Here is a 13,314-nt window from a genome sequence, read left to right as displayed (position 1 = left end):
CGCACCTCCCAGCGGCACCGCCTCCGCCCGTCCCGGCCCCGCAGGCCGGGACGGGCGGGGCCCCACCCCCACCGCCCGGCGGAAGGACCCACCATGAGCACTGCTGCCCCAGCCGCCCCCGGGCCGGCGTCGGAGCTGACGCCGGAGCAGAGGACCACCTACCAGCGACCGCAGGGACAGGCCGCCCGCGACCGCCGCGAGGCGCGCCGCCGCAGGATCCCGCTGCTGCCCGCCCTGATCTTCACGATCGCCGCCACGCAGCTGCCGTTCCTGGCCACGATCGTCATCTCGTTCATGGACTACCGGGCACTGCGCCCGGACCAGATCGGGTTCACCGGCCTCGACAACTACGTCCAGGTCTTCACCAACCCGACCATCCGCAACTCGGTGATCACCACGATCCTGCTGACGGCCACCGTCGTCCTCGTCAGCCTGGTCCTCGGCACCGCGATCGCCCTCCTGCTGGACCGCAAGTTCCTCGGCCGCGGGGCCGTGCGCACCATGATGATCGCGCCGTTCCTCGTGGTCCCCGTGGCCGCGGCCCTGCTGTGGAAGCACGGCATCCTCAACTCCGGCTACGGCCTCGTCAACGGCGTGCTGACGTGGGTCTGGTCCCTCTTCGGCTCCGACAGCCCGCCGCAGCCGGTGTGGCTGTCCGACCACCCGCTGCTGTCGATCGAGATGTCCCTCGTCTGGCAGTGGACGCCGTTCATGATGCTGATCCTGCTCGCGGGCCTGCAGTCCAAGCCGGGTGACGTGGTGGAGGCCGCCCGCATGGACGGAGCCGGCAGCTGGCAGATCTTCCGCTACATCACGTTCCCCCACCTGCGCCGCTACCTCGAGCTCGGCGGCCTGCTCGGGTCCATCTACATCGTCCAGGCCTTCGACTCCGTGTTCATCATGACCGCGGGCGCCCTGGGCACGGCCAACCTGCCCTACACGGTCTACGCGACCTTCTTCCAGCAGCAGGACTACGGGCTCGCCTCGGCGCAGGGCGTGGTCGTGGTGATCGGCACGATCATCATCGCCACCTTCGCGCTGCGCACCGTGTCCAGCCTCTTCGACGAGGAGACCGGCCGATGAGCACCCACACCAACAGCGCCGTCGCGGCGACCTCCTTCAAGGGACCGGCGCGCAAGAAGCGGCGCACCCCCGAGCAGGGCGGGCACCCCGCGTGGGGGATCGCCGCCTGGGCGGTGGGGCTGCTCTTCGTCGCTCCTGTGCTCTTCATGCTGCTGACGTCGTTCCACTCCGAGACCGACGCCTCCACCAACCCGCCGTCGGTCTTCGCCCCGCTCACCCTGGACGGCTACCGCGCCTTCTTCGGCGCCGGCGGCGGCACCACGCCCTGGCCCCCGCTCATCAACAGCCTGACGGCGTCGGTCCTGTCCACCCTGCTCGTGCTGGTGCTGGCCGTCCCCGCCGCCTACGCCCTGTCCATCAAGCCCGTCAGCAAGTGGACCGACGTGCTGTTCTTCTTCCTGTCCACGAAGTTCCTGCCCATCGTGGCGGGCCTGCTGCCGCTGTTCCTCTTCGCCAAGAACACCGGCCTGCTGGACAACATCAACCTGCTCGTCCTGCTCTACACGTCGATGAACCTGCCGATCGCCGTGTGGATGATGCGCAGCTTCCTCGCCGAGGTCCCGGTGGAGATGATGGAGGCCGCCCAGCTGGACGGCGCCGGGCTCGTCACCATGCTGCGGTCCGTGGTGGCGCCCGTGGCCCTGCCCGGCATCGCCGCCACCTCGCTCATCTGCTTCATCTTCAGCTGGAACGAGCTGCTGCTGGCCCGCACGCTCACCGGCACCGTCGCGGGCACCGCCCCCGTGTTCCTCACCAGCTTCGCCACCAGCCAGGGCCTGTTCCTGGCGCAGGTGTGCGCGGCCGCCGTGGTCATCTCCCTGCCGGTGCTCGTGGCGGGGTTCGCCGCGCAGGACAAGCTGGTCCAGGGCCTGTCCCTCGGCGCGGTGAAGTGACCGGGCGCGGGCCGCTGCGCTCCGCGCTCGTCACCGGGGCAGCCGGCGGCGTCGGGCAGGCGGTCGCCGCGCGCCTGAGCGCCGACGGCTTCGCGGTGACCCTGCTCGACCTGGAGCGCGCCTCCGACGCGCTCGCTGAGGTCGAGGACCGCCTCCGGACGTCCGGGGGGACGCCCGGAGGCGGCGCGGGAGCCGCGGCGGTGCGCAGCGACCACGTGGACGTCACCGACGAGGACTCGGTGGACCGGGCGGTGCGGGCCCACGCCGAGGCGTTCGGGGGGCTGGACGTCGTCGTCGCCAACGCCGGGATCGCGGTGACGGCGCCGCTGCTGGAGACCACCGCGCAGCAGTGGGACGCCACCCTGGCGGTCAACGTGCGGGGCGTGGCCAACTGCTACCGGTCCGGGGCCCGGCTCATGGTCGACCAGGGGCGGGGCGGGCGGCTCATCGGCGCCGCGTCCGTGGCCGCGCACCGGGCGGGGCGCTGGCAGAGCGCCTACTCCGCGTCCAAGTTCGCCGTCCGCGGGCTCACGCAGGCGGTGGCCCTGGAGCTGGCCGAGCACCAGATCACCGCCAACTGCTACAGCCCGGGCGTGGTCCAGACCCCCATGTGGGACGGCATCGACGCCTCGCTGTCCGAGCGCACCGGCGCCGAGCGGGGGGCGCCGATGGCAGCCATGACCGGCCAGATCGCCCTCGGACGCCTCCAGACGCCGGCCGACGTCGCCGGTGTGGTCTCCTTCCTGGCGTCACCCGACGCCGCCTACATCACCGGCCAGTCCGTCGTCGTCGACGGCGGCATGTGGTTCTCCTGACCGCCCCGACCGCAAGGACCGTGAAGCACCCGTGGAGCTCTACCTCGACACCGCCGACCGCGCCGCAGCCGCGCCGCTGCTGGCCACGGGCGTCTTCCGCGGCATCACCACCAACCCGGTGATCCTGCAGCGCGCCGGCCTCGGCAGCGGCGACGTGCCCGCCGTGCACGACTGGGCGGTCGCCCACGGCGCGCAGGCGGTGTTCCTGCAGACCTGGGGCGCCGACGCCGTGGAGATGGCCGGGCGGGGCCGCCAGCTGGCGGGGCTCAGCGAGCGCGTGGTGGTCAAGCTGCCCGCCACGCTCGACGGCACCACCGCCGCGGCGCAGCTCGCGGCCGAGGGCGTGCCCACGCTGCTCACCGCGGCGCACACGGTCGCCCACGCGGTGCTCGCCGGCGCCGCCGGCGCGCGCTGGGTGGCCCCCTACGTGAGCAAGGTCGCCGACGACGAGGACGCCGCCGTCGACGTCGTCGTCGCCATGCACCGCGCCCTCGACGGCAGCGGCTGCGCCGTGCTCGCCGCGAGCCTGCGCAGCCTCGCGGCGGTGGGGGCGCTCGCCGCGGCAGGAGTGCCCGCGGCCACCCTCGGCACCGCCCTGGCCGAGGAGCTCTTCACGCACCCGCAGACGCTGGACGCCGACCGGCGCTTCCTCGAGGCTGCCCGCTGACCCACCACCCGCTGCCCGCCCGCACCACCACTGCACTCATCTGCACCTCCCGGAGGCACCGATGCCCGAGAACGCCACCGCGCTGAACGCCCAGAACCTCGCTGAGATCGGCACGCGCGTCCCGGTGCCCGGCTACGACAGGTCGGCCGTGACCGCCGGCGTCGTCCACTTCGGGGTGGGGGGCTTCCACCGCGCGCACCAGGCCGTGTACCTCGACCGGCTCCTCACCGAGGACTTCGAGGCGGCGCGCGAGTACGGCATCTGCGGCGTGGGCGTGCTCCCCGGCGACGCCCGCATGCGCGACGCCCTCGCCGCGCAGGACCACCTCTACACGCTGGTGCTCAAGCACCCCGACGGCTCCCTGGAGCCCCGCGTCATCGGCTCGGTGGTCGAGTACCTCTTCGCCCCCGACGACCCGGAGGCCGTGGTGGAGAAGCTGGCCGCCCCCACCACGCGGATCGTCTCGCTGACCGTCACCGAGGGCGGGTACAACCTCGACGACATCACCGGCGAGTTCGTCACCGACACCCCCGCGGTGGCCGCCGACGCCGCCGCCGGCTCCGACGCCGCGAAGCTCACCACGGTCTTCGGCCTCGTGGTGGAGGCCCTCGTGCGCCGCCGTGACCGCGGCCTGGACCCGTTCACGGTGATGAGCTGCGACAACCTCCAGGGCAACGGGCACCTGGCGCAGACGGCGTTCGCGGCCTTCGCCGCCCTGCGGGAGGAGGCCCTGGGGGAGTGGGTGCGCGAGCGCGTCCGGTTCCCGAACTCCATGGTCGACCGGATCACCCCCGCCACCACCCCCGACGACGTCGCCCTGGTCGAGGCCGAGTTCGGCATCGCCGACGCCTGGCCGGTGGTGTGCGAGCCGTTCACCCAGTGGGCCCTGGAGGACGCCTTCGGCGCCGGCCGCCCCCCGCTGGAGGAGGTCGGCGTGCAGGTGGTGCCCGACGTCGAGCCGTACGAGCTCATGAAGCTGCGCCTGCTCAACGCCAGCCACCAGGCGCTGGCGTACTTCGGGCGCCTGCTCGACCACGAGCTCGTCGACGGGGCCGCCACCGACCCCGACCTCAAGCCGTTCGTGCGGGCGTACATGGACGTCGAGGCCACCCCCACCCTCGCGCCCGTGCCCGGGGTGGACCTGGAGGAGTACAAGGACACCCTCGAGGAGCGGTTCGGCAACCCCCACGTGCGCGACACCACCGCGCGCCTGGCCGCGGAGAGCTCCGACCGCATCCCCAAGTGGCTGGTGCCCGTGGTGCGCGCCGACCTCGCCGCGGGGCGCGACGTGCACCGGGCCGCCGCGGTCATCGCGAGCTGGGCCCGCTACGCCGAGGGCGTCGACGAGCACGGCGAGCCCATCACCGTGGTCGACCGCCGCCGCGACCGCGTCCAGGAGGCCGCGCAGCGCCAGCTCGCGGGCGATGAGCTGGCCTTCGTGCGCGACCGCGAGCTCTTCGGCGACCTCGTGGACGACGAGCGGTTCACCTCCGCCTACCTCGACGCGCTGCGCGGGCTCCACGCCGACGGCGCCCGCGCCACCCTCCGGCGGCTCCTGCCACAGTGACCCCCATGGCCGACCCGGTGGTCCGCAGCGCACCCCCCGCGCCGTCATCCGCGCCGTCGTCCGCGCCGCCGACCGCGCCGGCGCGAGCGGGGCGGGCCACGCTGGTCGACGTGGCCGCGGCGGCGGGCACCAGCGCGTCCACGGTCTCCCGGGTCCTCCACGGCGGCGCGGGCGTCACCGACGAGCTCGCCGAGCGCGTGCGCGCGGCGGCGCGCGAGCTCGGCTACTCCGTCAACCGGCAGGCCCGGACCCTGCGCCGCGGCAAGGACACCGCCATCGGCGTGGCGCTGGAGGACTTCACCATCCCCTTCTTCGGCCGCATCGTGGCGCAGGTCGAGCAGGCCGCCCACGAGCGCGGCTACGGCGTGGTCATCACCTGCGCCGGGTCCGGCCGCTCGGAGGAGGAGGCGGTCGAGCCGCTGCTGTCGCGCAGCGTCGCGGGCCTCGTGGTGGCCACCGGCACCGCCGGTGCGCCCGAGGGCTACCTGGCCGCGCTCGCGGCCGAGCTGCCCGTGGTGCAGGTGGACGCCCCGAGCGCGAGCAGCCACTCCGACACGGTCGGCATCGACAACGAGGCGGCGGGCCGGCTGCTCACCGAGCACCTCCTGGCCCACGGGCACCGCCGCGTCCTCTTCGTGGGCTCCGGACCGGCCGCCACCACCGTGCAGCTGCGCCGGCGCGGCTACGAGGCGGCCATGCGCGAGGCCGGCCTCGAGCCGCTCTCCACCTGGCTGGGATACCTGCCCAGCGAGACCACCGAGCGCGCCGTCGACGTGCTGCGCGAGCACACGGCGTCCGGCGCACCGGGTGGGGGGATCACCGCGGTGCTGTCCGGCGTCGCGCGCGTCACGATGGGCCTGGCCTCGGCGATGGCCCGCCTCGGGCTGCGCGACCTCGCCTACGCCGCCGTCGACGACCTCGCCGGTGCCGACGCCTTCAGCCCCCCGCTCACGGTGCTCGAGCAGGACGTCGAGGTGATGGGCGCCCGAGCGGCGGAGCTGCTCTTCGCGCGCATCGACGGGGACCGGCGTCCGCCCGTGCACGAGCGGGTGCCGCTGCGCCTCATCGTGCGCGGCTCCGGCGAGCTCCCGCCGCGCTGACCCGGGCCGCGCTGACCCGGGTCGTGCGCGCCGCGCCGGTCCGGGGCGGCTCGGGGCGGGGACGCCCTCGTAGGGTGGGGGCGTGCTCGTGGCCCTCGACGTGGACGGGACGATCGTCGACCACGACCTCCGCCTGTCCCACCGCGTGCGCGACGCCGTCCGCGCCGTCGCCGCCGCCGGTCACCACGTGGTGGTGGCCACCGGGCGCTCCCTGGCCTCCACCCAGCCCGTGCTCGACGCCCTCGGCCTCGACTCCGGATACGCGGTCTGCAGCAACGGCGCGGTGACCGCCCGCCTCGACCCGGCGCTGCCCGGAGGCAGCGAGCTGGTGGACGTGGTCACCTTCGACCCGGCCGAGGCGCTCGTGCTGCTGCACCGCGAGCTGCCGGACGCCGCCTTCGCCGTCGAGGTCGCCGACGGCGGCGTGCTCGTGGCGGGCGCCTTCCCCGAGGGGGAGCTCGACGGGGCGCTGCGCACCGTGGAGTTCGCGCAGCTGGCCGGCCAGCGCGCCACCCGGGTGGTGGTGCGCAGCCCCGAGCACACCACGGCCGACTTCGTGGAGCTGGTGGCGCGGGTGGGGCTGCACGGCGTCAACTACGCCGTCGGCTGGACCGCCTGGCTCGACCTCGCGCCGCTCGGCGTCACCAAGGCCAGCGCCCTGGAGCCGGTCCGGGTGCGCCTGGGGGTGCCGCACGCGCAGACCCTCGCGGTGGGGGACGGCCGCAACGACGTCGAGATGCTGCGCTGGGCCGCCCGCGGCGTCGCCATGGGCCAGGGACCGGCGGAGGTCCGCGAGACCGCCGACGAGGTCACGGCCCCGGTCCAGGACGACGGCCTCGCCGACGTCCTCGAGGGCCTGCTGGTCCGAGCGGCCTCGTGAGGACCGCCCGGTGAGCCTGCGGCTCGTCGCCACCGACCTCGACGGCACGGTCGTCCGCAGCGACGGCACCGTGTCCGCGCGCACCCGCGCCGCCTTCGACGCGTGCCGGGAGGCGGGGGTGCACGTCGTGGCCGTCACCGGCCGCCCGCCCCGCTGGGTGGTGGACCTCGCCGACCTCTTCGGGCCGGTGGTGGTGGTCTGCGCCAACGGCGCCATCACCTACGACCTGGCCACCAGCGCGGTCATCGGCTCGCACGCGGTGCCCCCGGCGGCGGTGCTGGAGGCCGTGCCCGCCGTGCGCCGCGAGCTGCCCGGCGTCTCGGCCGCGCTGGAGACCCTCGCGGGGTTCCGCCACGAGCCGGCGTACGCGCCGCGCTTCGACGCCCGCCGCACCGCCGTGGTGGGGGAGCTGCCCGAGCTGCTCGCCGACGACCCCGGCGTGGTGAAGCTGCTGCTGCGCGAGGAGTCCACGCCGTCGGACCGGCTGCTCGACGTCGTCCAGCGCGTCGCGGGGCACCTCGTCGAGCCCACGCACTCCGGCATGGACGGGCTGGTGGAGGTCTCCGCGCGGGGCGTGAGCAAGGCCAGCGCGCTCGCGGAGCTGGCCGCGGGCCTGGGCGTCGACGCCGCTGACGTGGCGGCCTTCGGGGACATGCCCAACGACCTGCCGATGCTGCGCTGGGCCGGACGCTCCTACGCCGTCGGCGGCGGGCACCCCGACGTGCTGGCCGCCGCGCGCGCGGTGACGCCGCCGTGCGAGGAGGACGGCGTCGCGCAGGTGCTCGAGCACCTGCTGCAGCTCACGCCCTGACGAGGGCCTCGACCTGGCCCACGGCCCGGTCGGCGGCGTCGGCGCCGGACGCGTCGACGAGCACCGAGGGGTCGGTGCGGGCACGCACCCGGGCCATCGTCACCGCCTCCGCGGCCTGCGCCGCCAGCGTGGCGGCCCGGGACAGGCGCGCGTGGTGCTCCCCGGCGGCACCGCCGGGGACCTCCAGGCCGGTGCTCGCCTGCGCCGCCTGCTCGGCGGCGCAGGCGGCGCGGACCTCGTCCAGGCAGGCCGCCAGGCGCGCGCCGCACAGCTCCAGCGCGTCGCGCAGCGGTCCGTCCGGCACCCCCTCCAGCAGCTGGTGGTACCTGTCGACAGCGCGGCGGAACCTGTCGTGCACGCGCCGCCAGACGCCGCCCTCACCGAGCTCCAGGTCGTCCGGGGAGCGGCGCGCGAGCACGTCGCGCAGCCGCCGCCGGGGTGGCACCGGCCGCCCGCCCGTCAGAGGTACTGGCCGGTGGACCCCTGCCCCGGCTGGCCCGGTCCACCGGGCCCGCCGGGCTCACCGTGCCCGGACGGCAGGGCGCGGCGCATCTGCTCCAGCTGGGAGCGCGCCGCCACCTGCTGCGCCACGAGCGCCGTCTGGATGCCGTGGAAGAGCCCCTCCAGCCACCCGACCAGCTGCGCCTGGGCGATCCGCAGCTCCGCGTCCGAGGGCGTCTCGCCCTCCCCGAAGGGCAGCGAGATGCGGCGCAGCTCAGCCACGAGCTCCGGGCTCAGCCCGTCCTCCAGCTCGGCGAGGGAGCGCTCGTGCACCTGAGCGAGCCGCGCCCGCCCGGCGTCGTCCAGGGGCGCCCCGCGGACCTCCTCGAGCAGCTGGCGGACCATGCTGCCGATCCGCATCACCTTGGCCGGCTGCTCCACGCTGCCGACCGCGCGCGCGGCGTCGGAGTCCTCCCCGCCGGCGGACAGCGCCGTCCCGGAGACCACCACCACGGGGTCGGGCTGCTCCCGCTGCCCACCCGGCTGCCCACCCGACTGCTCGCTCACGCCGCGCTCCTCTCCCAGACCAGCAGGACCTTCCCCACGTGCGCGCCCGCCTCGAGGTCGGCGTGCGCGCGGCGCACCGCGGCAGCGGCCTCCTCGGGGGAGGCGCCCGCCGGGACGGCCACCCGCTCGGAGACCACCGGGCGCACCGTGCCCTCGGCCACTAGCGGCCACACGTGCTCCACCACGCTCGCGCAGATGGCCGCCTTGCCGTCGGGCCCGTCCACGGGCCGCGCGCGCAGCGTGGCGCCCAGCAGCGACAGGCGCTGGGACGTCAGCAGGCCGAGGTCCACCTCGCCGCGCCGGCCGCCCTGCATCCCCACCTGCACGAGCCGCCCGCCGGTGGCCAGCACCTGCAGGTTCCGTCCCAGGTAGGGGCCTCCGACGACGTCGAGCACCACGTCCGCGCCGCGACCGCCGGTGGCCGCGCGGACCTCCTCGACGAAGTCCTGGCGCGAGTAGTCGACCAGCACGGTGGCCCCGAGGTCCGCGCAGGCGCGCAGCTTGCGCTCGCTGCCGGCGGTCACCGCCACCACGGCCCCGGCCTGGCGGGCCAGCTGGACGGCCATGGTCCCGACCCCGCTGGCTCCGCCGTGCACGAGCAGCACCTCGCCGGGGCGCAGGCCGGCGCTCATGAACACCGTCGACCAGACGGTGGCCGCCACCTCGGGCAGCGCCGCGGCGTCGACGAGGTCCAGACCGGCGGGCACCGGCATGACCTGCCCCGCGGGGACGACGACGCGCTCGGCGTACCCGCCCCCCGCCAGCAGCGCGCAGACCGCGTCTCCGACGCGCAGCTCGGCGGTCTCCTCGACACCGGCGCCGAGCGCGGCGACCCTCCCCGACACCTCCAGGCCCAGCACCTCGCTGGCCCCGGGGGGTGGTGGGTACTTCCCCTCGCGCTGCATGAGGTCGGCGCGGTTCACGCCCGAGGCGACCACGTCGAGCAGGACCTCCCCGGGACCGGGCTCCGGGTCCGGCACCTCGGCCAGCTCCAGCGCCTCCGGACCTCCGGCGGATCGGACCACCACGGCACGCACCCGATCGACCCTACGCAGGCTCGGGCCCGTCCGCCCTGCGGAGGGGCTCCCGCTGCTCCAGGCGCTCGAGGTCGCCGGGGGAGTCGACGTCGGCGAGCAGCTCCTCGGGCACGGGAACCTCCACGAGCTCCTCGCCGCCGGGCAGCAGCCGCGCGGCCGCCAGGCCCGCCAGCCCCCGCGGACCCTCCCGGTCGCCCAGCTCGGCCACCCGCGCGGCCAGGGCGGTGGCGCGGTGGGCCGCGACGAGCACCTGGCGCCTCCCGCCCGCGTCCAGCGCCACCGCCGCCCGCGCCCGGGGGGAGGTGCGCAGGGCGGCCAGCAGCGCCGGCACCGCCCCCGCGGCGTGCGGCGCGTCGCCGGGGAGGACGACGACGACGTCAGGGCCGGGCGTCCCGCTCGCCGCCAGCGCCGCCGCGCCCGCCGCCAGCGCGGCGGCCGGCCCGCCGCCCGGGGGCTCCTCCCGGCACCACAGCAGGGGGCGGTCCACGGCCAGCGCCAGCTCCCGCCGCGGGCCCACGAGGGCCGCCGGCACACCCGCGGGGAGGCCGTCGAGCAGGCGCTCGAGCAGGCTGCGGCCCCCCAGGAGCAGGGCGGGCTTGTCCGCCCCGCCCAGGCGGGACCCGCGTCCGCCGGCGGGGACCACCACCCCCCACGACGCGGCGCGCTGCGCAGCGCCGGGACCGCCGGGGGGAGCAGCAGCGGGGGGCACCCGGCGATCCTCCCGCGGGGCGGCCGGGGCCGGGCCGTCGACGCAGAGGCAGACCTGGGGGAGGATGTGCCCGGTGTGCGCCGGTCGGGTGACGGGCGCACACGTGGTGAACACGCTCCTCGGAAGGTGGACATGGTCCGCAACCTCAGCATCAGGTCCCGGATCCTGGCCGTGCTGGCCCTGCCGGTCCTGGTGCTCGTGGCGGCGGCGGCCGTCTTCTCCTGGAACGGCCTCGCGGCGGCCCGCGACGCCGCCGCGCTGCAGCAGGCCGTGCAGGTGGCCAGGGACGTCCCGGCGCTGGTCAGCGCGCTGGACGCCGAGCGCACCGCCTCCACGCGGGTGCTCGGCGGGGACACCGGCGCCTCCACCGACCTGAGCCAGGCCCGCGCGGCCACGGACTCGCTGCTCGGCGGTGTGACCCGCGAGCTGCAGCAGGTGGACACGCAGCGCCTCGGCGAGGAGCCGGGGCGCGCCGTGGCCGCGGCGCTGACCACCTCCGGCCAGGTGCGGGACGCCCGCGCGCTGGTCGACGAGGGCCAGCAGAGCTCGACGCTCGTGTCCGCCGCCTACGAGGCCGCCATCGGCGCGCAGAGCGACCTGCCCGGCGCGCTCGCCGAGGACGCCGACCCCGCCACCGCCGACGCCCTGCGGGCCGCCACGGCCGTGCAGCAGCAGGTGGGGCTCCTGGCCGACGAGCGCGACGTCGGCAGCCGCGCGCTCGCCTCCAACGGCGGGATCAACTCCGCTGAGCGCTCCAGCCTGCTCGGCCTCACCGCGCAGATCTCCACCAACCGCAGCGAGGCCGTGCGCCTGGCGCGCAGCGCGGGCGTGCAGATCCCGCAGCCGAGCGTGGCCTTCGTCCAGCTGCGCACCGCCGTCGAGGCCGACCCCGCCGCCGGCTTCGCCCTGCCCTCGGTCGACTCGTGGCGCTCGGCCCTCAACTCCGAGATCGCCGCGCTGACCCCGTCCGCGCAGGCGCTGTCAGCCGCCAGCGTCGACGCGGTGGCCGCCCAGGCCACCACCGCGCGGACCACCGCTCTCGCCGTGGGCGCCGGCGCGCTCGCCGCCGTCGTCGTCCCCCTGCTCATCGCGCTGCTCATCGCGCGCAGCATCACCGGGCCCCTGCGCGCCCTGACCCGCGCCGCCGGTGACGTGCGCGAGCGCCTGCCCCGCCTGGTGGAGGCCGCCCACTCCGGCGACGGCTCCGAGGACGCCGTGGAGGAGGCCGACCTCGAGCCCATCCCGGTGAGGGGGCGCGACGAGGTGGGGCGCCTGGCCGCCGCCTTCAACGAGGTCAACGCCACCACCGTGCAGGTGGCCCGGGAGCAGGCCGCGCTGCGCTCGGCCATCGCCAGCACGTTCGTGACCGTCGCCCGCCGCGACCAGGCGCTGCTCACCCGCCAGCTGTCCTTCATCGACACCCTCGAGCGCGCCGAGGAGGATCCCGGCACCCTGGAGGACCTCTTCACCCTCGACCACCTCGCCACCCGCATGCGGCGCAACGCCGAGTCGCTGCTGGTGCTGGCCGGCATCGACAGCGGCCGCCGGCTGCGAGCGCCGATGCCGCTGTCCGACGTGGTCCGCACCGCGTCCAGCGAGATCGAGGACTACCGCCGCGTCGACCTCGCCCTCGGCGCCGACCCCGGCGTGCTGGGCCACCTGGCGCTCCCGGCCGCGCACCTGCTCGCCGAGCTGCTCGAGAACGCGACCCGCTCGTCCGACCCGTCCACCCGCGTGCGCGTGGCCACCTCCACCTCACCCGGCGGCGTGCTGCTCACCGTCACCGACGAGGGCATCGGCATGACGTCCGCGCAGCGGGCCGAGGTCGCCGCCCGCCTGGCCGACCCCTCGGCCAGCGCCGCGGTGGGCGCCTCCGAGCTGGGGTACTTCGTGGTGGGCCGGATCGCTCGACGCCTCGGTGCCGTCGTGGAGGTCCACGCGGGCGCCACGCGCGGCACGGTGGTGGCGGTGTCCCTGCCGTCGTCGGTGTTCGCCGGTGCCGTGCAGGCCGCCGACCCCGACGCCTGCGCGCCCCAGCCCGCGCTGCCGGTCCGCGGCACCGCCACCGGCGCGCTGCCGGCGGTGCGGCTGCCCGAGACGGCTGCTGCCCTGGCCGCAGGCCCGGTGCCGGCCCGCCGGCCCACCGCCCCCCTGGCCCCGGTGGGTTCCGCGGGGTCGGAGGCGACGGCCGGGGGCGGCCTCCCGCGGCGCGCACCGCGCGCGGCGCAGGCCGCGCAGGCGGCCCGCAGGGCGCGTGCCGAGAGCGGCGCGACGGCGCCCGCCCCGGGCGGACCGACCGAGGCGCGGGAGACCGCAGGCGCCGAGGTGCTGGCCGCCGTCCCGGCCGCCGCTGCGCCCGCCGCAGGCCCGGCGGGTCCGGCCGACCCCGCCGTGGTCCGTCGCAGCGCCGTCTTCCGCACCTTCACCTCCCGCCGCGGCGAGCTCGAGCCCGCCGGCGGCGGGTCCTCGCAGGTGGACCTCAGCGCGCTGCGCGCCCCGCTGGCGCCCGCCCCCGGCACCTCTTCCGGCACTTCTTCCGGCACCGCCGCCCCCACCGCCGCGCCCCCGGTGACCCAGGCGAGCCCGACGGCCCTCCAGGCCCCGCCCCTGGCGGCCCTCGACGAGGCCGCCGAGCCGTACGCGCCCACCGCCACGCGCACCGGCGGCGCACCCGCGCTGCCGGCCCGCGAGGCCGAGCGCGCCCGCGGCGCCGACCGCGCCGCCCCCCGGCGCGGGCTCTTCCC

13 protein-coding genes are annotated in these 13,314 nt (G+C 76.7%); 9 read left to right on the top strand and 4 right to left on the bottom strand.

The features are described from left to right. Positions 1–93: 93 nt before the first annotated feature. From H7K62_RS19235 to H7K62_RS19200, 8 genes are all read left to right on the top strand, one after another. Entirely contained in the window at positions 94–1,083 is a 990-nt protein-coding gene (locus H7K62_RS19235; RefSeq protein WP_186721674.1) for a carbohydrate ABC transporter permease, read from the top strand. Next, a complete protein-coding gene (locus tag H7K62_RS19230; protein WP_186721672.1) occupies positions 1,080–1,976 on the top strand; it encodes a carbohydrate ABC transporter permease in 897 nt (298 codons plus the stop codon). Before H7K62_RS19235 ends, H7K62_RS19230 begins: the two co-directional genes overlap by 4 nt. Continuing rightward, the gene (locus H7K62_RS19225) at positions 1,973–2,791 is read left to right on the top strand and encodes an SDR family oxidoreductase (protein WP_186721670.1); all 819 of its coding nucleotides are present in this window, start codon (positions 1,973–1,975) and stop codon (positions 2,789–2,791) included. Before H7K62_RS19230 ends, H7K62_RS19225 begins: the two co-directional genes overlap by 4 nt. Positions 2,792–2,822: 31 nt before the next feature. Further along, complete coding sequence (locus H7K62_RS19220; protein WP_186721668.1) at positions 2,823–3,458, top strand: transaldolase family protein; 636 nt, start codon at positions 2,823–2,825, stop codon at positions 3,456–3,458. 61 nt (positions 3,459–3,519) lie between these two features. Next, positions 3,520–5,025 (top strand): mannitol dehydrogenase family protein, encoded by a 1,506-nt coding sequence (locus H7K62_RS19215; RefSeq protein WP_186721666.1) that lies wholly within the window; start codon positions 3,520–3,522, stop codon positions 5,023–5,025. Positions 5,026–5,030: 5 nt separating this feature from the next. After that, the gene (locus H7K62_RS19210) at positions 5,031–6,125 is read left to right on the top strand and encodes a LacI family DNA-binding transcriptional regulator (protein ID WP_186721664.1); all 1,095 of its coding nucleotides are present in this window, start codon (positions 5,031–5,033) and stop codon (positions 6,123–6,125) included. Between the two features lie 82 nt (positions 6,126–6,207). Next, on the top strand, positions 6,208–7,005 hold the full coding sequence (locus H7K62_RS19205) for an HAD family hydrolase (protein WP_186721662.1): 798 nt from the start codon (positions 6,208–6,210) through the stop codon (positions 7,003–7,005). Between the two features lie 10 nt (positions 7,006–7,015). Further along, the gene (locus H7K62_RS19200) at positions 7,016–7,816 is read left to right on the top strand and encodes an HAD family hydrolase (RefSeq protein WP_186721660.1); all 801 of its coding nucleotides are present in this window, start codon (positions 7,016–7,018) and stop codon (positions 7,814–7,816) included. On the opposite strand, the gene H7K62_RS19195 is transcribed toward H7K62_RS19200, so the two are convergent. The 4 genes from H7K62_RS19195 to H7K62_RS19180 are packed head-to-tail and all read right to left on the bottom strand — an operon-like array spanning position 7,806 to position 10,570. Beyond that, the gene (locus H7K62_RS19195) at positions 7,806–8,261 is read right to left on the bottom strand and encodes a hypothetical protein (RefSeq protein WP_186721658.1); all 456 of its coding nucleotides are present in this window, start codon (positions 8,259–8,261) and stop codon (positions 7,806–7,808) included. The genes H7K62_RS19200 and H7K62_RS19195 overlap by 11 nt on opposite strands. Before the next feature lie 14 nt (positions 8,262–8,275). Continuing rightward, positions 8,276–8,824: a bacterial proteasome activator family protein gene (locus tag H7K62_RS19190; protein WP_370591855.1), complete on the bottom strand. Its 549-nt coding sequence runs from the start codon at positions 8,822–8,824 to the stop codon at positions 8,276–8,278. Continuing rightward, complete coding sequence (locus H7K62_RS19185) at positions 8,821–9,861, bottom strand: NAD(P)H-quinone oxidoreductase (protein ID WP_186721657.1); 1,041 nt, start codon at positions 9,859–9,861, stop codon at positions 8,821–8,823. The genes H7K62_RS19190 and H7K62_RS19185 overlap by 4 nt, the downstream gene beginning before the upstream one ends. A gap of 10 nt (positions 9,862–9,871) precedes the next feature. Further along, the gene (locus H7K62_RS19180) at positions 9,872–10,570 is read right to left on the bottom strand and encodes an NTP transferase domain-containing protein (RefSeq protein ID WP_186721655.1); all 699 of its coding nucleotides are present in this window, start codon (positions 10,568–10,570) and stop codon (positions 9,872–9,874) included. A gap of 132 nt (positions 10,571–10,702) precedes the next feature. On the opposite strand from H7K62_RS19180, the gene H7K62_RS19175 reads away from it, so the two are divergent. Next, positions 10,703–13,314 (top strand): sensor histidine kinase (locus tag H7K62_RS19175; protein WP_186721653.1); only part of this gene is annotated, 2,612 nt, incomplete at its 3' end.

The sequence above is a fragment of the Quadrisphaera sp. RL12-1S genome (genome assembly GCF_014270065.1).
Classification (GTDB): domain Bacteria; phylum Actinomycetota; class Actinomycetes; order Actinomycetales; family Quadrisphaeraceae; genus Quadrisphaera.
Note: the sequence above shows the minus strand (reverse complement) of the source record. Positions and strands in the feature narration are given on the sequence as shown.

Coding starts and splice junctions, on each gene's coding strand:
- H7K62_RS19235 (WP_186721674.1), top strand. CDS start 94: ATGAGCACTGCTGCCCCAGCCGCCCCCGGGCCGGCGTCGGAGCTGACG.
- H7K62_RS19230 (WP_186721672.1), top strand. CDS start 1,080: ATGAGCACCCACACCAACAGCGCCGTCGCGGCGACCTCCTTCAAGGGA.
- H7K62_RS19215 (WP_186721666.1), top strand. CDS start 3,520: ATGCCCGAGAACGCCACCGCGCTGAACGCCCAGAACCTCGCTGAGATC.
- H7K62_RS19210 (WP_186721664.1), top strand. CDS start 5,031: ATGGCCGACCCGGTGGTCCGCAGCGCACCCCCCGCGCCGTCATCCGCG.